The 20,085-nt window shown below is 69.2% G+C and carries 18 protein-coding genes and 1 tRNA gene; 12 read left to right on the top strand and 7 right to left on the bottom strand.

The annotated features are described in order from the left end of the window. Positions 1-18: 18 nt before the first annotated feature. From O7629_RS27100 to O7629_RS27090, 3 genes are all read right to left on the bottom strand, one after another. Entirely contained in the window at positions 19-1,803 is a 1,785-nt protein-coding gene (locus O7629_RS27100; RefSeq protein WP_278172759.1) for a hypothetical protein, read from the bottom strand. Continuing rightward, the gene (locus O7629_RS27095; protein WP_278174698.1) at positions 1,800-2,084 is read right to left on the bottom strand and encodes a DivIVA domain-containing protein; all 285 of its coding nucleotides are present in this window, start codon (positions 2,082-2,084) and stop codon (positions 1,800-1,802) included. The genes O7629_RS27100 and O7629_RS27095 overlap by 4 nt, the downstream gene beginning before the upstream one ends. A 214-nt stretch (positions 2,085-2,298) precedes the next feature. Then, a complete protein-coding gene (locus O7629_RS27090; protein WP_278172758.1) occupies positions 2,299-2,556 on the bottom strand; it encodes a hypothetical protein in 258 nt (85 codons plus the stop codon). A gap of 432 nt (positions 2,557-2,988) precedes the next feature. Between O7629_RS27090 and O7629_RS27085 the strand changes: the two genes are divergently transcribed. The 5 genes from O7629_RS27085 (at position 2,989) to O7629_RS27065 (ending at position 7,713) form a co-directional block, all read left to right on the top strand. After that, positions 2,989-3,222 carry a winged helix-turn-helix domain-containing protein gene (locus O7629_RS27085; RefSeq protein WP_278172757.1) on the top strand — a complete coding sequence of 78 codons (234 nt, stop codon included), beginning with the start codon at positions 2,989-2,991 and terminating at the stop codon, positions 3,220-3,222. 1,298 nt (positions 3,223-4,520) lie between these two features. Further along, complete coding sequence (locus tag O7629_RS27080) at positions 4,521-4,904, top strand: hypothetical protein (protein ID WP_278172755.1); 384 nt, start codon at positions 4,521-4,523, stop codon at positions 4,902-4,904. A gap of 4 nt (positions 4,905-4,908) precedes the next feature. After that, entirely contained in the window at positions 4,909-5,829 is a 921-nt protein-coding gene (locus tag O7629_RS27075; RefSeq protein ID WP_278172753.1) for an efflux RND transporter periplasmic adaptor subunit, read from the top strand. Beyond that, the gene (locus O7629_RS27070; protein WP_278172751.1) at positions 5,826-6,515 is read left to right on the top strand and encodes an ABC transporter ATP-binding protein; all 690 of its coding nucleotides are present in this window, start codon (positions 5,826-5,828) and stop codon (positions 6,513-6,515) included. The genes O7629_RS27075 and O7629_RS27070 overlap by 4 nt, the downstream gene beginning before the upstream one ends. Before the next feature lie 4 nt (positions 6,516-6,519). After that, the gene (locus O7629_RS27065; protein ID WP_278172749.1) at positions 6,520-7,713 is read left to right on the top strand and encodes an ABC transporter permease; all 1,194 of its coding nucleotides are present in this window, start codon (positions 6,520-6,522) and stop codon (positions 7,711-7,713) included. Between the two features lie 156 nt (positions 7,714-7,869). Here O7629_RS27065 and O7629_RS27060 read toward each other — a convergent pair whose 3' ends face one another. From O7629_RS27060 to O7629_RS27050, 3 genes are all read right to left on the bottom strand, one after another. Next, complete coding sequence (locus O7629_RS27060) at positions 7,870-8,676, bottom strand: WecB/TagA/CpsF family glycosyltransferase (RefSeq protein ID WP_278174697.1); 807 nt, start codon at positions 8,674-8,676, stop codon at positions 7,870-7,872. After that, complete coding sequence (locus tag O7629_RS27055) at positions 8,673-9,746, bottom strand: NAD-dependent epimerase/dehydratase family protein (RefSeq protein ID WP_278172747.1); 1,074 nt, start codon at positions 9,744-9,746, stop codon at positions 8,673-8,675. Before O7629_RS27055 ends, O7629_RS27060 begins: the two co-directional genes overlap by 4 nt. A 136-nt stretch (positions 9,747-9,882) precedes the next feature. Beyond that, positions 9,883-9,968, bottom strand: a tRNA-Leu gene (locus O7629_RS27050). Between the two features lie 247 nt (positions 9,969-10,215). On the opposite strand from O7629_RS27050, the gene O7629_RS27045 reads away from it, so the two are divergent. From O7629_RS27045 to pknB, 7 genes are all read left to right on the top strand, one after another. Continuing rightward, positions 10,216-11,019 carry a DUF3662 and FHA domain-containing protein gene (locus O7629_RS27045; RefSeq protein ID WP_123606559.1) on the top strand — a complete coding sequence of 268 codons (804 nt, stop codon included), beginning with the start codon at positions 10,216-10,218 and terminating at the stop codon, positions 11,017-11,019. A 2-nt stretch (positions 11,020-11,021) separates the two neighbouring features. Next, positions 11,022-11,504 carry an FHA domain-containing protein gene (locus O7629_RS27040; RefSeq protein WP_278172744.1) on the top strand — a complete coding sequence of 161 codons (483 nt, stop codon included), beginning with the start codon at positions 11,022-11,024 and terminating at the stop codon, positions 11,502-11,504. After that, on the top strand, positions 11,501-12,979 hold the full coding sequence (locus tag O7629_RS27035; protein ID WP_278172742.1) for a PP2C family serine/threonine-protein phosphatase: 1,479 nt from the start codon (positions 11,501-11,503) through the stop codon (positions 12,977-12,979). Before O7629_RS27040 ends, O7629_RS27035 begins: the two co-directional genes overlap by 4 nt. A 73-nt stretch (positions 12,980-13,052) precedes the next feature. Further along, a complete protein-coding gene (locus tag O7629_RS27030) occupies positions 13,053-14,495 on the top strand; it encodes an FtsW/RodA/SpoVE family cell cycle protein (protein ID WP_278174696.1) in 1,443 nt (480 codons plus the stop codon). Beyond that, positions 14,492-16,000, top strand: a complete 1,509-nt coding sequence (locus O7629_RS27025; RefSeq protein ID WP_278172740.1) for a penicillin-binding transpeptidase domain-containing protein — start codon at positions 14,492-14,494, stop codon at positions 15,998-16,000. The genes O7629_RS27030 and O7629_RS27025 overlap by 4 nt, the downstream gene beginning before the upstream one ends. A 1-nt stretch (position 16,001) precedes the next feature. Next, a complete protein-coding gene (locus O7629_RS27020) occupies positions 16,002-17,546 on the top strand; it encodes a serine/threonine protein kinase (RefSeq protein ID WP_278172738.1) in 1,545 nt (514 codons plus the stop codon). Further along, on the top strand, positions 17,543-19,393 hold the full coding sequence (gene pknB / locus O7629_RS27015; RefSeq protein WP_278172736.1) for a Stk1 family PASTA domain-containing Ser/Thr kinase: 1,851 nt from the start codon (positions 17,543-17,545) through the stop codon (positions 19,391-19,393). The genes O7629_RS27020 and pknB overlap by 4 nt, the downstream gene beginning before the upstream one ends. Positions 19,394-19,428: 35 nt before the next feature. Here the strand turns inward: pknB and O7629_RS27010 are convergent, their stop codons facing one another. Next, the gene (locus tag O7629_RS27010) at positions 19,429-20,079 is read right to left on the bottom strand and encodes an aminodeoxychorismate/anthranilate synthase component II (protein ID WP_278172734.1); all 651 of its coding nucleotides are present in this window, start codon (positions 20,077-20,079) and stop codon (positions 19,429-19,431) included. Positions 20,080-20,085: the final 6 nt, after the last annotated feature.

Here is a 20,085-nt window from a genome sequence, read left to right as displayed (position 1 = left end):
TATGACTGCATCGTCAAGTCAACCGCTTTGGCTCTCCGTGGTGGTGTGGGTGCGTTCGGGGTGGATGCGGACGGTAGCCGGGGTGCCGGGGTGGGTGGCGGCTTGGTGGCGTACCTGGGTGATGTAGCTGGTGGTGTCGGGTGCTGGGCCGGCGGTCGCCGGCCGGTGGGGGACGGACATGGGCTTCTCGGGGTCGGTGGGGATGGTCGCGCGCAGCGCGCCGTAGAGGTAGCGGTGGCAGAGGGCGACAGCTTCGGGCAGGGCGGCGCTGGTGGGGACCGGGTCGACGGTCGGCGGGGTGGCCGGGTCGGCGACCTGGACCGACCAGGTGTGGCCCTGCATCAGCTCCGGTCGGCCGGTGCTGTCGCGGTGGTCGACGGCGGTGATGTCGAGGGCGAGGCCGAGTCCGGTGACGAGTCGGGCCAGCTGGTCGAGGGTGGGGCCGGGCCAGTCGGTGGCGCGGGCGATGATGCGGGCGCCGTCGTGGGCGGCGGCGGCTTCGGCGAGGTACGCGGCGAGCGGGTCGCCGCCGTGGTGGATCTGGCTGACCCCGTTGCGCAGGTGCTGGTCGATGACGTGTTCGCCGTCGATGTCGGTCAGGTCGGTCGGCTGTACGCCGAACTCGGCGGCGAGGGAGCCGATCCGGTAGTGCTCGGGCAGCTGCCACACGCTGGTGCCGGACGCCTGGTCGGTGTGCACCAGCGTTGGCGAGGTCGGGCCGTCGTCGGGTCGCCAGTTGCGGTGCACGGTGCGGCCGCGTAGGTCGGTGACGGTGACGACGGCGCCGTGGCGGACCCGGCGGGTGCCGTAGCAGTCGGTGCAGTACGGCGGATCCGCCGCGTTGGTGCATCGTGGGCAGGGATGGGTGGGGATCGGCTCGCCCCAGTATCTCGGCGCTGGCGGCTCCCAGCCGCGCCGGAACCTGCCGCCGCCCCCACCCGGCTCGGTGTCGTCGGGTCGCAGGCTGGTGTGCCACCAGTGCCGGTTCCGCCAGATCGCCTGCGTGCCGCCGTGCTGCTCGGCGTCGGCGATCATGCGTCGTTCGAGTTGGTCGAGGTCGTGGCCGCCGGGGTGCCCGTCGAGCCCGACCGGCACCGGGTGCGGGGTGAGGGCAGCCTCGGTGAGGTAGTAGGCGGGCAGGTTCCAGTCGGCTACGGCCAGCCCGGACGCGGCCCGTTCCGGGCTGATTGCGGCGATCGCCGCCGGTAGGCCGGCTACCCAGCGGTGTGGGTAGTCGGGCACTTTCCCGCCAGCGAGTTCGTACCGGATGTCCCAGCTCAGCCCGCTCGGGGTCGACGCTGGTCGGGCTTCGAGGACCAGGTCGACGTGAAGTTGGTCGGCGAGCGCGCACAGCCGGCCGAGCAGCCGGGCCGGGTCGCCCGGCGGCGGCGGTGCGCTGCTGCGGCCGATCAGGACCAGCCACGGCGCCGCGAGCCGGTTGGCGAGCACCGACGCCTCCCACCGGTGGCGGTCCCGCTCCGGTGCACCGGGCTGCCACTGGATCGGCAGGGTCAGCCCGGAGGACGGGAGCCGGCCGGGTTCGTCGGGGAAGTCCGGGTCGCGCAGCGTCGCGGCGGCCACGCCCGCCCGGGTGGCGAGGTCGGTGACGATCGGCGCGTACGGCAGCCACCAGGTGCCGTTTGGGGTCGGCAGCGGCGTGAACGAACCCGGCACGAGGCTGGTCGAGGCGACCGCCCCGGTGTCGAGGTTGGCGACGGTGACCACGAGTTGCGCCCGCCGCCGCTCGGACCCGAACCCGACGACGCGGACCGGGCCGGCCGGCACTCCGTTGACCCCGGTCACCCCGTCACCCCCGCCCCTGCCTGGAACTGTTGGAACTGCTGTGACTGCCAGTCCCGCAACGCCTGCTTGATCCGCACGTTCTCGTCGCGGGTGGCGGCCAGTTCGGCGCGCAGGGCGGTCAGCTCGTCGGCGACCAGGTGCAGGAACGTGCGTACCTCGGTGGGGTCGCAGCCGCGCCGGGTCCGGTCGCCGAACCGACGGTCGCGGACCAGGCCGGGGCTTATTGACGGTCGCACCGGCCTGCCGTACAAGTGGCCGACGGCGTTCGGGGCCCGCCGCACCGGCCGGCGCTGGCCGGCCGCAGCGTCGATCGGCCGCTGGTTGTGGCGCGCGATCTCGGCGAGCAACCGCCGGTTACGCCGGCTCCGCACCGGCGGCCGACGGAACAGGTCAAAGAACCTACGCACAGCAGGAACCACCTTCCAAGAGTCGGGAACCTTCAGGGGTACGGGTCGAGAGGGCGCGGCTCGCGTCGCAGTTGTGCCGCCGCCCTGGTCAGCGGTGTCGGGGTGGGGTGGGTGCCCAGCGGAGACCGTCGCGTTGGACGAAGATCTCCCGCCGTTCGCGGGCTTCACCGTCCGGCGCCAACACATACCCGGACAACCAGACCCAGTCCTGATACGTCCACCGTTTGTCCACTGTCGTCACCCGGAACCGGAAGCCTCGCCCGGCCGCGAACTGCACACTCGCCCGGCCGTCGATGATCAGCTCGTCGCCGGGTCTGGGATCGGCAGGTGAACGGCTGGCCGGCACGCTACCGATCAGCCGCCGGCATCTTCACGCGGAGGAAGTCGAGGAGTCTGCGCACGGTAGGACCGCCTTTCAAGCTCGCTGATCGGGCATGGTCTTCGGTGGAGCGGGTGGAAGGGCGGCCCGACCCCGATCGGGGGTGCGCAGGGCGGGCCGCCCGCCCTGCGCGCGCAACCTCAATCGGCAGTACGCACGCAGGGCCGCTGAGTACAGCCGAGGCGGATTGCTTCACGGGAGGAGTGGGCTGACTCCATTCAGTGACGCAGCCCGCCCCGGCTGCCGGGCCGGGTGCACCCGGAGGGTGGAAAGCCAAGCTGCCGAGCGAGGCGTTCCGAGGAGCAATGTTAAGTAGGTTAGATACCTAAGTCAACATCAGTCTTGTAGGTAGCCAAGTTCCATGGTCAAATCGAGGTGCCGAGCGAGGAGTACCTTGAAATGCCCAGTCGACCTGCCGACTACCTACGTGTCGTCGATGACATCACCGAACAGATCCGGTCCGGTGAGCTGTCGCCGGGCGACAAGCTGCCGACCTATGCCCAGCTCTCCGACACGTACAAGGTCAGCGTCTCCACAGCCCAAGCCGCCCTGCGGCTGCTGCGCGACCGTGGCCTGGTCGAAGGCCACCAGGGCAAGGGCACGTACGTCGCCGCACAAGCCAGGGAGATGTAACCTTTGCTGTCTGCCTCGTGGCAAAGCATCACGCTCCCGCAACACCCACAGCCAGAGCACTGAACACCTTCATCCCGACTGCGCTCCGCAACAGCCGGGGTCGGGCCCCGTGCGCGCATCGTCCGGTCAGCCGCTGCCCTGGCAACAGCAGCCACCTCCGATCTTGTTGTCCTCACCGATACATGATCAGCAGGCGGCTGTGTCCACGTGGCACCACCTCTGCCGACACGTCCTACCTGGTCACACCGTAGTCTTCCTGGACGAGCTACGAGTCGTCGGCACCCAGTAGGCTCTCAGCACTCAGGAATCGTCAGTCCGGACTGTAGGTGATTTGGCCGGCCGCCGGTGTCGGGGCGGGGTGGCCCCGTGGCACTCGTTGATACGGCTCCGGCGTTGCACGTCGTGGGGGCGTCAACCTTTGATCGGGTGGCGGCCGGCAAAACCGCAAGTCAAAGGGTCGGGATAGGTTGAGCGGCCCTTGGTCGTGGTGGGCGTGGTGAGGCCCCTGTGGCGTAGCTATACGCTACCGTGTACTCTCCACATAGAAGTAATTCCTGTGGGCTAGGTCACAACCGTGCGCTCGCTTGCGTGGCTTGACAAGATGTTCGTCCGAAAAGGTATTGATCATGACTGATGAGTGCTAGTCTGTTGCCATCGTCGCGGCGGGAACTGTGGCCATTCCCGAGGAGGAGCGAGTTGCGCACCATCAAAGCAAAGTTCGCAACAGTTGTTGCTGTGGTATCACTATTTATATTGTCGACTCCGGCTTCTGTGCTGGCCGTCGACACGTCTATTGCTGGAACGACTTACTCGTCCACCTGGGTAAACTACACCCAGACTAGGACTACGAGCGGGACCATCGCGTTTACGCCAACCAACCTACTTTACCAGGCTGGTCCGGTTTCGGTTGTGAATCTGAGGGTCAACAACACCTCCAATCAGCCGGTGTCGAGCTCTGTTCAGTGGAACAACGACTACAGTAGGAAGACGATCATATCGGGCTTAGCAAACGGGTTCCAGTTCAGGATGGCCGCCTGCTGCTATTCAAGCGTGGGTGACGATCCCGACTGGTCCGGAACTCTTCATCATTGATCAGATGAGGTAACGCGGTGTGGTGAGCAGACGTGCTCACCACACCGCAGTGATGCGAGGGAGGGGTTATGGGCTTGGGTCAGAAAGCCGTTGTCTTGGCGTGCTTGGTCGTTGCGACCGTCGCGCTGCCGGGCTGCTCTGCGAGGTCCAACGCACCCGAGTCGTCCGACGGGGGTGCTGAAACGACTGTTCTGACCTCGGAGGAGATGGAACAGGAGTACTGGGCGGAGACCGAGGCACTTGAGCTCCCAGCAGGGGTGACGTGGCCGCCCGTGATCCACCAGGAGCCGGCGCCAGACCATGAAGGCGTCCTACGTGGTCATTCGTATGAACCAGGGTTTGGGCGGGGGCAGGCCCAGGGTGTCTGGTTCTGCATATGGCAAAAGGAATGGCTGACGCAGCGTAGCGGCGCCCCGGAACGTGCGGATGCCGCACTCGTGCAGCTGAACGCCTATAAGGGAATGGTCAACTACCAGGAATACTCCGACGCGATGGTTAGGGCAGCGGTGGACGAGCAGTTGGAGAAAGCTGCTCTCGGCGACCCCTCCTTAATGGCCAAAAACGTCGAAATCAACTGTCCCGAGAATTAATGCCGTGGATAAGGGAATCCTAGACAACGGTGCGTCGAGCGCGTGCCGGCTTCGACGCCTGGCCAAAGCTCTCTCTGGCCTATTGGTGGCCTTTTCGCTACTGTCGACCCTGAGTGGATGTAGTAGCGACGAGGCGGTACACGACTGGTCGGATCCGACCGTCGATTCGACAGAGACGGCCACTGTGCGGCGCGGAACGATCACCTCGGTCGTGACGGCAGACGGTATCGTCGCCGCCGCCCCCGAGTATGCGGTGCCGAGCAGCATTTTCGAGCAGGTCTGGTTCGCCAAGTCACTCCAGGAAGGCAAGGCTGTTGAGGCCGGCCAGACCCTCGCATGGCAGCGTACGACCGAGCTGACCGCCCCCACCGATGGGGCGTTTGTTCGGTTTGCAATCTACGACGGAATGAAGGTCGAAGCCGGGGTTCCGGTGGCCGTGATCCGGTACGGGGGGTACGCCGTACAAGCCGAGTTGCCCATGGAGCAGGCGTACCGACTCTACGAGGACCCAATCAGCGCCCGGGTACAGGTGACCGGAGGACCAGGACCTTCCGATTGCACCCTCGTTGACCCGGCCGACGGCGTCGGATCCGCCGGTACCCGTGTAGCAGAGTCGGTCCCCCGCGACGCCAAACCGATGCTATTGATGTGCCTGCTACATCCGGGCACCAAGGCCCGCGCTGGGCTGCCGGCGATTCTCGGGATCACTACCGGCGAACGCATCGACACCCTGTTGCTACCGACGCAGGCGGTTGCGGGAGACGCCGAATCCGGGGTCGTGACCCGCCTGGTAGACGGCGAACTGGTGGAGACCGAGGTGAAGCTGGGCATCAGCGACGGGGTTGACGTGGAGATCCTTGACGGTCTCGACGAGGGCGACATGGTCCTTGCCTACGGCCCTCACCTCAGGACGACGGTCCGGTGAGCGGCAGCCCGGTCATTGTGGCGACCGATCTGAGTCGCAGGGTGGATCTGCCGGGCCGCCGATCGCTGTCGATCCTACGGCGGGTGAACCTCACGGTCGGTGCCGGGGAAACGGTCGCTGTGGTCGGTCGATCCGGCTCGGGGAAGACAACCCTGCTGGCTATGCTCGGTCTACTCACCCCAGTCAATGCTGGTCAATTGACCGTGGTAGGGGCGGACGCCCGTAAGCTGCGGGATCAGCATCGCACTCGGTTACGCAACCGGCATATTGGTTTCGTGTTTCAGTCCTACTCGCTGGTACGGCACCTGTCCGCCTACCGAAACGTCGAGCTGCCCCTGCGGTACGGCGCTCGAATCGGCTGGCCGGAGCGGCGCAGGCGCACCCTGGCCGCGCTGGACCTAGTCGGGCTCGCCGACCGCGCAAGGAGTAAGCCCCGGCACCTGTCCGGCGGCGAGCAGCAACGGGTGGCGATTGCCCGAGCGCTGGTGCGACAACCTTCGATCATCCTTGCCGACGAGCCAACCGGGGCCCTCGACGTCGAGACCGCTGCGCGCGTCCTGGAGGTACTGACAGACGCAGCCCGCCAGCGCAACTGCGCCCTCGTGGTGGTTACCCACGATGAGCAGGTCGCACGCCGGATGTCTCGGACGGTACGCCTCGTCACAGGCGAACTCATCGAGGAGTGAGCAAGTGCGAGCCTTGGCTCATGGATTTACCGAACTGCGCGCGCATCCCTGGCGGGCGCTGCTGTCCGGCATCAGCCTATGCATAGGGGTGCTCGCCGTCGTCGCCATCTTTACGATCAGCGCGGTCACCGCCGAGGTGTTCATCGCGGTTGCAGAGCAGCGGCAGGGACGGGCGGTCACCGCCGTTGGTGACCTGACTGTCGCGCAGGTCACCCCGGAGCGGGTACGGTCGGCCTTGGCCGCCGCCGCCCCGCTGACAGATGCAGGTGGTGCGGCGGCGATTGTCGGCAATCCCACCCAACGCACCGGCGTCGCCCACTGGGACGGACTCGACCCTGGCGAACCACTCGCCCTGCAACCGGTCACGCTCGTGGCTGGCGATCTCGACGACGTACGCAGGCTACCGATCCTCAGTGGCCGTTGGCTGAACACACATGCTGAGTTCCCCGTCGAACTCGTAGTCAACCAGGCCGGTGCTCAACGCTGGGGCGGTCCAGGGACGACCCTCGCCGTGCTGGCCACCGTGGATCAACCCGCCGTCCGGGCCACCATCGTCGGGGTGGTTGCCGACGGTGAGGGAGAATCAACGATCTTCGCCTCCCTGCCGGCACTGCTTCACCTTCGTCCGACCATCCTGACCGGCACGACGTCACGGATTCTCCTACACCACTCTGGTGGCGACATGGCGTTCCTCAACGCGGTCGGCGAGCGGATGGTGCGGGCTGCCGGGGGCGACCCGCAGGCTCTCGGGCTGCACCGCGGTGACCAGGTCGAACATCTGTTGCAGCAGCTGGCGTCGCAGCGATTTGCCTTCTTGACCGTAGCCTTGATTGCGTTGCTCGTTTCGGCGCTCGGGATCTTGAACATCGGTCTGGCCAGCGTGCACGAGCGGACACGGGAGTTGGTGATTCGGCGAGCGGTGGGTGCCACCCGAGGAGCACTCGTCGGCCAGGTGCTCACCGCTGCCGTCCTGGTCGGGTTGTTGGCGGCGGTGGTGGCGGTCCTAACCGCCTGGCTAGGGGTGGAGTGGTGGGTGCCCCGGCGGATCGACGCGGCGACCGCGATCGAGACACCGACGTTGCCGTGGAACGCTGTGTTGTGGGGGATCACCGCCGCTGCGGCCACCAGCGTCGTCGGTTCACTGATTCCGGCGCTGGTCGCGGCGCGCCTCGATGTGGCGACCGCGTTGCGTGACTAGGGGCGATTCCAGGCACTGGTAGCAAGCGGTGGCCGTCACCAGCATGGCGAACTTTGGTCTCGATGGTTGGTGCGAGCATCCTCACCTCGGTGATGAACCCGCCCGGCGACAACTCGGCGCGGCGGGCGACAGCGATCCTGGAGCTGGGTCAGGGGGTCAGACGGCGAAGGAGGCGGGGCGGTCGGTGGCTGCCGGCGGCGGGGTAGCTCGCCACAGTCCGGCCTTCTGTGCGCCCAGCCGGCTCAGGTACTTCGGGTTGAGGATCACGTAGCGGCGCCACAGGCGTTTCGGCTCCAGCCCGAGCCGCCACAGCCACTCCAGGCCGTACCGCTGCATCCAGGACGGCGGCTTGCGCAGCAGGCCGGCGTGGTAGTCGAAGGCCGCGCCGACCGCCATCAGCGGCATGTCCAGCAGCGGGCGCATCGCGTACGCGAAGACCTCTTGGCGCGGGCAGCCCAGCCCGACCAGCACCAGCCGGGCCCCGGAGTCCCGAATCCGGTCCGCGATCTCCACATCCTCACCAGGGCCGACGGAGCGGAACTTCGACGGCTCGACCCCGGCGAACTTCAACGCCGGGAACATCTGCTCCAGCTTCGGCACCAGCCGGTCCAGCGTTTCCTCGGTGGATCCGTACAGGTAGACCGGCAGCCCTTCGTCGGCGCAGCGCTGCAGCACCCGCAGGGTCAGTGTCGGCCCGTAGACGCGGTCGGTAAGACCTGCTCCGTGCAGCAGGTTGAGTCCCCAGCGCACCGGTTGGCCGTCCGGGGTGACCAGGTCGAACGAGTTGAGCCGGGCGTTGTGCGCCGGGTCGAGCACCCCGGTCATCACCCCGTGTACGGCGAGCGCGGTCAACGCCAGCGGCCGGCGCTCCCGGGCGGCGTCGACCACCCGCTCGGTGGCGGCCTCGTAGTCGACGGCGTCGACCAGCACCCCGAGCAGGTTGCGTTTGCCCTGGTCGATCATTTCCCGGGCACCCACTTGTCGACGTTGGCCTGGTAGATCTCCTGCAGGATCATCGGTACGTCGTAGACCTGCTTCCAGCCAGGGTAGTCACGCTGGAAAGCGGCGTTCGAGCCGATCCACCACTGGTGGTCGCCGACCCGGTTCGCCTCCTGGTACTCAGTGATCATTTCCTGGCCGGTGATCTGCTCGGCCAGGGCGAACGCCTCCAAGTGCGAGCAGTTGGAGTGCCGGCCGCCGCCGAGGTTGTAGACCGCCGCCGGGCGCGGGTCGCGGAAGAACGCCTCGAAGGCGGAGACCACGTCGTGGCTGTGGATCGCGTCGCGGACCATTTTGCCGCCGTACCCGAAGATCTTGTAGGTCCGTCGCTCCATGTTGCAGCGCATCAGGTAGCCGAGGAAGCCGTGCAGCTCGGTAGCCGAGTGCGCCGGCCCGGTCAGCGTGCCGCCCCGGAAGCAGGCGGTACGGATGCCGAAGTAGCGGCCGTACTCCTGCACCATGATGTCGGCGGCGACCTTCGACGCGCCGAACACCGAGTGCAGGCAGGCGTCGATCGACATGTCCTCGGTGATCCCACCCGCGTACGGGTGGTCCGGGGCGATCTCCCAGCGGGTCTCCTGCTCGATCAGCGGCAGGCTGTTGGGCCGGTCGCCGTACACCTTGTTGGTGGAGCAGTGGATCACCGGCGCCTGCGGGCAGTGTTCCCGGACGTTCTGCAGCACGTTGAGCGTGCCGCCGGCGTTGACGTCGAAGTCGGTGAACGGGTCACGGACCGCCCAGTCGTGCGACGGCTGGGCGGCGGTGTGGATCACCACGGCGATGTCCCGGCCGTACCGCCGGAACAGGCCCGCCAGGGCGTCGCGGTCGCGGATGTCGACCGCTTCATGGGTGTACGCCGCACCGAGGTCGCGCCGCAGCGTCTCGACGTTCCAGGCGGTGGACGCCTCGGGGCCGAAGAACTCGCGGCGCATGTCGTTGTCGATGCCCACCACGTCCAGGCCGAGTCCGGCGAAGTGCCGGGCCGCCTCCGATCCGATCAGACCGCCGGAACCGGTAACCAACGCGACGCTCACACGACACTCCTGAGCTGGGGGGTGGAGTAAACGGTCAACAGGATATCCGGGCGATATGTGAAGAAGGCCCCGCCGTCGGGCGGAGCCTTCTTGATCGTTGCTAGCCGGTGCGGGCGGCTGATGCCGCCCGACCTGCTGGTGGGGAAGGGGGGAGTTGAACCCCCACGCCCTTTCGGGCACACGGACCTGAACCGTGCGCGTCTGCCATTCCGCCACTTCCCCGGATGCTGTCCGGGACAGTCGGTAGAAGACTAACCCGGCCGGTCCTTCCCGATCCCGGTGGGGGTGTCGGTCGGGGCCACCCGCTGGCAGGTGCCGGGACATACTACGCTGTCCCTGGTCGCCCCGAGCTAAATATCGCCCGCGACGCCTGGCGAAGAGTAGCACGGGGCGGGTCGGTCGTTCGGGACAGGCCGGGAGCGGTGGTCGATCGGCGTGCGGGTGGCACGGGCGACGGCCGGATACCATCATGTCCTCGGAACCCGAGGAGGAGCCGGTGAGCGTGCTGCAACGCTTCGAGAAGCGTCTGGAAGGCCTAGTCGAAGGGGCCTTCGCCAAGGTGTTCAAGGGTGTCGTGCACCCGGTGGAGATCCTCAACGCGATGCAGCGGGAGGCTGAGGCCCACAAGGCGATCCTGGCTGGTGGGCGCACGCTGGTGCCCAACCGCTACGTGATCGATCTCTCGCCATATGACCACAGCCGGCTGGCTCCGTACGCGGCTGCCCTGGCCCAGGAGCTCGCCCAGTCGCAGGCCGAGTTCATCGGTGAGCAGGCCTGGACGGTCTACGGCGACGTGATCGTCGAGATCGAGCGGGGCGACGGGCTGGACACCGGGATGTTCCGGGTGACCGCCGAAGTCTTCACCGGCGGCGACGTCGCGCCGGTGCAGCAGCCCGGGTACGACATGCCCGGCGGTGGTCAGGGCGGCTATCCGCCGTACGACCAGCAGGGCGGGGGGTACGGTCAACCGCCGCACTCGCCGGCCGGCGCCCGCAACGTACGGCTGGTCTCGGGTGACGGGCGGACCTATCCGCTGCAGATGGGTTCGACCGTGATCGGCCGAGGCGACCAGGCCAATCTGCGACTGCCGGACGTGGGGATCTCCCGCCGACACGCCCGGCTCGACTTCGACGGTGCCCAAGTGGTGCTGACCGATCTGGGGTCGACCAACGGGACCATGGTCAACGGGCAGCGGGTCTCCGCGGTGGCCCTGAACCCCGGTGACATGATCCAGCTCGGGACGACCACGCTCACGTTCCGAGTGGATGGCTAACCTTGCCCGAATTCGTCGTTGCCGTCGCCCGGGTCGGCTTCATCGTCCTGCTGTGGATCTTCGTGTTCACGGTGGTGGGGGTGATCCGTCGGGATCTGTTCGCCGGTGCCCGGTCCAGCCGCCTGGTCGCGGCTCCGCGCGGGGTCAGCAGCAGTACGGCACCGGCCCGGCCGGCCAAGGTCAAACGGGGGCGGGCCGCTCATCAGCTCGTAGTGACCGCAGGCCAGCTGGCCGGGACTAAAATTACTTTGGGTGAGTCTCCGATTACGATAGGTCGGGCGGAGGACTCCACCCTGGTGATCACCGATGACTACGCGTCGGCGCGACACGCCCGGCTGATGCCCCGGGACGGCCAGTGGTTCATCGAAGACACGGGTTCCACTAACGGGACCTACCTGGACCGCGCTAAGGTCACCGGACCTACCCCCGTACCCCTCGCCGTGCCGATCCGGATCGGCCGCACATCTCTTGAGTTACGGCCATGACTCTGACCCTGCGCTATGCCGCCCACAGTGACCGCGGACTGATCCGTGACGGAAACCAGGACTCCGTCTACGCCGGGCCGCGGCTGCTCGCCGTGGCCGACGGCATGGGCGGGATGGCCGCCGGTGACGTCGCCAGCAACCTCGTCATCGGGGCACTCGCCCCGCTCGACGAGGACGTTCCCGGCGACGCCATGGTCGACGCCCTACGCGGAGCCGTCGGCCTGGCCAACCAGCACCTGCGGGACACCGTCGACGCCAACCCCCATCTGGAGGGGATGGGCACCACGCTGACCGCGACGCTCTTCTCCGGCAGCAAGATCGGCATGGTGCACATCGGCGACTCCCGGGCGTATCTGCTGCGCAACGGGGAGTTCGCGCAGATCACCAAGGACGACACCTACGTCCAGATGCTGGTCGACGAGGGCCGGATCAGTGCCGAGGAGGCGAGCAGCCACCCCCAGCGGTCGTTGCTGACCCGGGCGCTGGACGGCCGGGACATCGACCCGGAGTACTCGGTACGCCAGGTCGTCGCGGGCGACCGCTACCTGATCTGCAGCGACGGGCTGTCCGGCGTGGTCAGCCCGGACACCATCGCCGAGACGCTGCGCGAGTACACCGACCCGGGCAAGTGCGTCGAACGCCTGGTCCAGTTGGCGTTGCGCGGCGGCGGCCCGGACAACATCACTGTCGTCGTCGCCGACGCCACCGACCAGAGCATCCACGAGCAGGCCCCGATCGTCGGAGGTGCCGCCGCCCGCGACCGGGGCATGGCCACCGCCGCCGACGACTCCACCCCGGCCGCCCGGGCCTCCGCGTTGTCCGCGCCACGGGCCGCCGTGCCGGAGCCGGCCGACGCCGCTGCTGCCGCCCCGGACGACGACCCGCAACGCCCCCGCCGCCGGCCGCTGCGCGCGGCGATCGTGCTGGTCGTGCTGGTCGGCATCCTCGGCGGCGGAGTCTGGGCCGGCTGGGCCTACACCCAGCGGCAGTACTACGTCGGCGCAACCGGCGACGGTCAGCTGGCGATCTTCCAGGGCATGCCGGGCGAGGTGGCCGGCGTCAGCCTCTCCACCGTGCACCAGACCAGCGACCTCGCCCTGGACGACCTGACCACCGTCGCCCAGGACCGGGTCAAGCGCGGCATCCACGCCGGCAGCGAAGCCGAGGCGCAGCGGCACCTGCTGGAACTCACCCGGGACGACCCGGGCAACCCCAACCTGAAGCCGATCTGCCCGCCGTCGCCCTCCCCGACCCCGTCGCCGACGCCCACGCCGTCACCGGAGGCCGACGTGACCGGATCGCCCGGTGCGACACCCGAGGGCCTCGTCTCCGGATCACCGACCGGCCCGGCGAACAGCCCGTCACCGGGCGGCACCCCGAGCCCGTCCGGTGCCCCGGAGAGCTCCCCGGACGCCCCGCCGGTCGAGCCGGTCCCGCCGGTGACCAACCCGGCCGGTTGCCGGACGGTCGGCTGAGGCCGGCGAGCGAGGTGAAGGAAACCCAGTGACCGCTTCAGTCGGACCCGCCCCGCCGGCCATCACCGGTGAGATGCCGCGGATCCGCCCCATCAGGACGCGGCGAAACGCCGAACTCGGCCTGTTGGCCCTCGCGCTCGCCGTGGTCGCGCTCTACTCGGCCGCGGCCGAAGCGGCCGTGCTCGGCACCATCCGGCCCGGCTTCTGGGTGCCGACCGCCGTGGTCGGCGCGGTCTTCGTCGGCCTGCACCTGGTCATCCGATTCTTCGCCCCGCACGCCGACCCGGCCCTGCTGCCGGCGGTGGCCCTGCTCAACGGCATCGGCGTCGGATTCCTGCGCCGCTACGACCTGGCCCAGGTGGCCGCCGCCGAGCGGATCGACTACCCGATCTTCGCCGGCACCGGCGGGCGGCAACTGGCCTGGACCCTGGCCGCCGTGGTGCTAGCCGCCGGGCTGCTCGTCCTGGTCCGTGACCACCAGATCGTCGCCCGGTACGCCTACACCCTCGGTCTGGCCGGGATCGTGCTGGTGATGATCCCGGCGGTGCTGCCGGCGCGGTACTCCGAGGTCAACGGCGCCAAGCTGTGGATCCTGATCGGCGGCTTCTCCATCCAGCCCGGCGAGTTCGCCAAGCTGGCCCTGCTGTCGTTCTTCGCGTACTACCTGGTCCGCAAGCGGGAAGTGCTGTCGCTGGCCAGCCGGCGGGTGCTCGGGATCGACTTCCCCCGGGGCCGCGACCTCGGCCCGGTGCTGGTGGTCTGGCTGCTCAGCGTCCTGGTCCTGGTCTTCCAGAAGGACCTCGGGACGTCGCTGCTCTACTTCGGCATGTTCGTGGTGACGCTCTACGTCGCCACCGAACGGGTCAGCTGGCTGATCATCGGTCTGCTGCTGTTCTTCGGCGGGGCGTTCCTGGCGTACCACCTGGGCAACATCGTCGGCGGCCCGTTCGCCAACTTCTACCAGCGGGCCAACATCTGGCTCGACCCGTTCTCCGACCCGTACAACGACGGCTACCAACTGGTCCAGGGCCTGCTCGGGCTCGGCACCGGCGGGCTGTTCGGCGCCGGACCCGGCGGCGGCCAGCCGCTGAAGGTGCCGGAGGTGCACAACGACTTCATCTTCGCCGGCCTCGGCGAGGAGATCGGCCTGTTCGGGCTCTCCGCACTGCTGGTCGTCTACCTGCTGGTCGCCGAGCGCGGGCTGCGGGCCGGTCTGGCGGTACGCGACTCGTTCGGCAAGCTGCTCGCCGGTGGCCTGGCGTTCACCCTCTCCCTGCAGGTCTTCGTGATCGTCGGCGGGATCAGCGGGCTGATCCCGCTGACCGGTCAGACCACCCCGTTCCTGTCCGCCGGCGGCTCCTCGCTGATGGCGAACTGGTTGCTGGTGGCGATGCTGCTGCGGATCTCCGACGCCGGCCGTCGGCCGGTGGTGGGCGCCGAGCCCCGGCCGCCCGGTGCGCCGGCCGGACCACCTGCCCAGTTGCACGGCGCGCCGACGGAGGTGATCCGCCGATGAACGCCCCGCTGCGCCGAGTCGGCGTGGTCATCATGGTTCTGTTCGGCCTGCTCTTCGTCAACCTCAACTGGGTCCAGGGCTACAAGGCCGAGGAGTACCGCACCAGCGACTACAACGGCCGGGTGCAGGTCGCCGAGTACGACCGGCAACGCGGCAACATCGAAGCCGGTGCCCGTGCCCTGGCCACCAGCACGCCGACCGACGGCGAACTGCAGTACCTGCGCACCTACCCGGACAACGAGCTCTACGCGCACGTGATCGGCTACAAGCCGGTCAACCTGGCCGCCACCGGCGTGGAGAAAGCTGAGAACGAGTTCCTCGCCGGCACCAGCGACCAACTCTTCGCCGACCGGGTCCGGGACCTGTTCACCGGGGAGGAGACCGGCGGCGGGAACGTGCTGCTCACCATCAACCGGCGGGCGCAGGAGACCGCGTACCGGCAGCTGCTGGACAACCGGGTCGGCGTCGACGTGGGCGCGGCGGTGGCGCTCGATCCGCGTACCGGCGCGGTGCAGGCCCTGGTCTCGCTGCCCAGCTTCGACCCGAACCCGCTGGCCAGCCACGACACCGGTGCGGCGCAGGAGGCCTTCAACGAGCTGGACAGCGACCCGAACCGTCCGCTGAACAACCGGGCCCTCGGCGAGGTGCTGCCGCCCGGCTCCACCTTCAAGGTCGTCGTCGCGGCGGCGGCCCTGGAGAACGGCACCACCCCGGAGACGCCGATCTCCGCTGGCCCGGTCTACCGGCACCCTGACTCCGGCACCGACATCCGCAACGCCGTCGACTCCATCTGCCCACAGGACGAGGTCACCCTGATCACCGCCCTGACCGACTCCTGCAACACCGGCTTCGCCAAGCTCGGTGTGGAGCTCGGCGCCGAGACGGTCAAGGCCAAGGCCCGCGACTTCGGCTTCGAGGACGAGGAGCTGGTCGTCGGCCGGACCAGCGGGGACGACGGCCTGCCGGTCGCGGCCAGCCGGACCGGCGACATCGCCAACCCGGACGGCAGCGAGGACGGCGCGGCGCTGGCCCAGTCGTCGATCGGCCAGAACAACGTCCGGATGACCCCGCTGGAAGGCGCGATGATCGCGGCGGCGGTGGCCAACGGCGGCAGCCAGATGCGTCCGTACGTGATCCAGCAGCTGCTGCACGCCGACCGGACCAGCAGCTACTACACCGCGGACCCGCGGGAGCTGCGCCAGTCGGTGAGCGGGTCGGTCGCCGCCGACCTGCAGGAGATGATGGTCAGCGTGGTGCGCAACGGCACCGGCCGCAACGCCCGGATCGACGGCTACACCGTCGGCGGCAAGACCGGCACCGCGCAGGCCGGCGAGGGCGACGAGGACCACGGGTGGTTCATCGGTTTCGTCACGTCCGAGGACGGTGAGCCGATCTCGGCGGTCTGCGTACTGCTGGAAGGTGCCGGCAGCGGCGGCAGCGGGGAAGCGGCCCGGATCGCCGGGCAGATCATGCGGGCCCTCGTCGCCGAGCGTGAGGGGCGCTGAGATGCTGAGCTCCGGAGTCCTGCTCGGCGGCCGCTACCGGCTCGACGAGCGCATCGCCAGCGGCGGGATGGGCGACGTGTGGCGCGGCACCGACGAGGTGCTCGGCCGTACCGTCGCGGTCAAGAGCCTGCTTCCCGCGCTGCTCGAGGAGCCCGGCTTCGCTGAGCGGTTCCGCGGCGAGGCCCGCACCATGGCCACCATCAACCATCCCGGCGTGGTCGACGTTTACGACTACGGCAGCGACAAGCACATCGCCTTCCTGGTGATGGAGTACGTCGAGGGCGACGCGCTGTCGCGCACCCTGTCCCGGGTCGGGCGGCTCACCCCGGCCCGCACCATGGCGCTGATCGCCCAGGCTGCCGACGCGCTGCACGCGGCCCACGAGAAGGGCATCGTGCACCGCGACGTCAAGCCGGGCAACCTGCTGGTACGGCCCAACGGCACGCTGGTGCTGACCGACTTCGGCATCGCCCGCTCGGAGATCGTCGGCCAGTTGACCGCCGCCGGCTCGGTGCTCGGCACCGCCTCGTACATCTCCCCCGAGCAGGCGTCCGGCGCGGTCGCGACGCCGGCTTCCGACGTGTACGCGCTCGGCGTGGTCGCCTACCAGTGTCTGTCCGGTCGGCGGCCGTTCGAGGGCGACAATCCGCTGGAAATCGCCATGAAGCACGTGCGTGAGGTGCCGCGCGCGCTGCCGTCGGACATCCCACCCGTGGTCCGCAGCTTCGTCGAGCGCGCGCTCGCCAAGGATCCGGCGGCACGCTGGCAGAGCGCCGCCACGATGGCCGCCGTCTCCCGGCAGGCCGCCACCACGCTCGCCGGCCAGGGCCGGCCACCGGCCGGCCCGCCCCGGCCACCACACGCCCAGCAGCACCCGGGCCAGCAGCACCCGGGCCAGCAGCATCCTGCCCAGCAGCATCCCGGCCAGCACCCGGCCGCGCCCCGGCCCACCTCGGCAGCGCCGGTCTCGCCGATGGCGTCCGGCCCTGCACCCATGTCCCCCGGCCCGATGTCGCCGGGCCCGATGTCTCCCGGGCCGATGCACCCCGGCTCGGTGCCGCCCAATTCGGTGCCGCCCGGTCAGCGGCCGCCGCCGGGGCAGCCGATGCCCGGACCACCCGGCTACCGGCCGGCCACCGCGCCGATGATGCCGGGCGGGTATCCGGCCGGCTACCATCACCCTGCCACCCCGGCGCGGCAGCCCCTTCCCGCGTCGGGTCGTCCACCCAACCCGTACGGCTACAACCGGCCACCAGCCCCGCCCCAGCGGTCCGGTGGCCTGCACCGGCAAGTGTTCACCGTCCTGGCGATCATCCTCGGAGCGTTGATCGTGCTGCTCTGCACCGGGCTGGTCGCTTACTGGATCATCGACAGCGCCAACAACTCGACCGCCCTGGGGCAACCCGTGGTGCGATTGGTTACGGCTGAGAACCAGATGGCAGCCGGACACGTCGAAACCAGCGTGGGACCCGTACCGTCGATGGAAGCACCCGACTTGGTCCGACCCGATGACGACCAGACGAGCGAAGGACGACAAGGACGATGACCGCGCAGGCCCGCCTGCTAGGTGGCAGGTACCAGGTCGGCGAGTTGCTCGGCTACGGCGGAATGGCTGAGGTTCACCGCGGCCGTGACCTGCGGCTCGGCCGTGATGTCGCGATCAAGATGCTGCGCACCGATCTGGCCCGGGACCGGACCTTCCAGGAACGGTTCCGGCGGGAGGCGCAGAACTCCGCCTCGCTCAACCACCCGGCGATCGTCGCGGTCTACGACACCGGCGAGGAGTACGCCGCCACCGGCGAGACGCTGCCGTTCATCGTGATGGAGTTCGTCAACGGCCGCACCCTCAAGGAGGTGCTCGCCGCCGAGGGCCGGCTGCACCCGCGTCGGGCCCTGGAATACTGCGCCGACGTCTGCGCCGCCCTGGAGTTCAGCCACCGGCACGGCATCATCCACCGGGACATCAAGCCCGGCAACGTCATGCTCACCCAGACCGACCAGGTCAAGGTGATGGACTTCGGCATCGCCCGCGCACTGGCCAGCGGCGCGACCACGATGACCCAGACGTCGGCGGTGATCGGCACCGCGCAGTACCTCTCCCCGGAGCAGGCCCGGGGCGAGTCGGTGGACGCCCGGTCCGACGTCTACGCGGCCGGCTGCGTGCTGTTCGAGCTGCTCTGCGGCCATCCACCGTTCGTCGGCGACAGCCCGGTCAGCGTCGCCTACCAGCACGTCCGGGAGGACCCGCGGGCACCGAGCGAGATCAACCGGGACGTCACCCCGGCGATCGACGCGATCGTGTTGAAGGCGCTGGCCAAGAACCCGGTCAACCGCTACCAGAGCGCCGGCGAGATGCGCGCCGACCTGCTGCGTGCCGCCTCCGGCCGGCCGGTGCTGGCCACCCCGGTGCTGCGCGACGACGAAACCGTCGCGATGGGCGCTACCGGGCGTACCGGCTCGACCCAGCGGATCCCCGGTGGCGTCGGCGGCCCGCCGCCGAAGCGGACCTCGCCGGCGGTCATCGCCGGGCTCAGCGCGCTGGGCGTCTTCGCGGTGATCGCCCTGGCCACCGGGCTGATCTGGATGAACCAAGGTCCCGACGAGCCGGTCACCGTCGATCTGCCCAACCTGGTCGGCGAGCAGATCGAGCAGGCCCAGCTGACCCTCACCAACCTGCAGCTGACAGCGGATGTCACCAGCCGCGACGACGCTAACTGCACCCTCAACACCGTCGTCGAGCAGTCACCGAAGCCGGGCGCCGTCGAGCCGGGTTCCGAGGTCTCCCTCACCGTCTGCGCCGGCCCGGGCACGGTCCAGGTCCCCGATGTGAAGGGCTTCACCCGCAGCGCGGCCGAGCAGCGGCTCACCGACCTCGAGCTGATCGCCGACTTCGAGGAGGTGGACAGCTCGGCTGCGAAGGACCAGGTGGTCGAGGTGCCCAGCGCCGGCGAGATGGTGGAGGTGGGCAGCGAGGTCAAGGTGCTCGTCTCGCTCAACAACCTGCGGAACGTACCGAACGTTGTCGGCCGCACCGAAGCCGAAGCGGTCGCGCGGCTGGAGAATGCTGGCTTCGACCCCCGGGTGATCGACGGGGAGGAAGTCGACCCGGCCGATGCCGGTATCGTCACCAGCCAGAGCCCGAACAACGGCGAACACCGGGTCAACTCCCGGGTGGAGATCGTGGTCTCCCAGCCCCGGCAGGAGGAGGAGCCGTCGCCGGACCCGACCGGCAGCCCGTCGCCGACCGGATCGCCTCCGACGACCAGTCCGCCGCCGGGCGACGGTGACGGCGGTGGTGGCTCCGCTGGCGGCTCCAGCACCCCGGGCGGCGGGACCGGCGGTGGGACGGGTGGTTTGCTGCCCACGGCGACCGTTACCCGGCTGTTCGACTGAGTCGCGGTTGGCGGTCCTAGCGGCCGGGCCTGGACTCAGGCCGACACGAACGCGGCCCGCCGCCGGGTCTCCACCTCGGCGGCGAGTCGCGGTGCCCGCTGCCGGGCCTGCGGCAGACCGCACCCGGCCAGCCAGTTCGCCAGCATCAGATGGCCGCCCTCGGTGAGCACCGACTCGGGGTGGAACTGCACCCCCTCGACCGGCAGGCTCCGGTGCCGCATCGCCATCACCACCCCGGACGCGGTACGCCCGGTGACCTCGATCTCGGCCGGCAGACTGTCCTCGCGTACCGCGAGAGAGTGGTAGCGGGTGGCGGTGAACGGGTCCGGCAGCCCGGCCAGCACCCCGACGCTCCGATGCTCGACCAGCGAGGTCTTGCCGTGCAGCAGCTCGGGAGCGCGTTCGACGACTCCGCCGAACGCGGCACCGATCGCCTGGTGACCGAGGCAGACACCGAGGATCGGCAGCTGTCCGGCGTACCGCTCGATGACCTCCAGGCAGATGCCGGCGCTGTCCGGCGCACCCGGACCGGGGGAGAGCAGCACACCGGCCGCGCCGAGCCGGCCGACCTCGTCGACGGAGATCTCGTCGTTGCGCCGGACGTCGCAGTCGGCACCCAGTTGGCCGAGGTACTGCACCAGGTTGAACACGAACGAGTCGTAGTTGTCGATCACCAGTACGCGCACGCGGAC

The organism is Solwaraspora sp. WMMD792, assembly GCF_029626105.1.
Classification (GTDB): domain Bacteria; phylum Actinomycetota; class Actinomycetes; order Mycobacteriales; family Micromonosporaceae; genus Micromonospora_E.
Note: the sequence above shows the minus strand (reverse complement) of the source record. Positions and strands in the feature narration are given on the sequence as shown.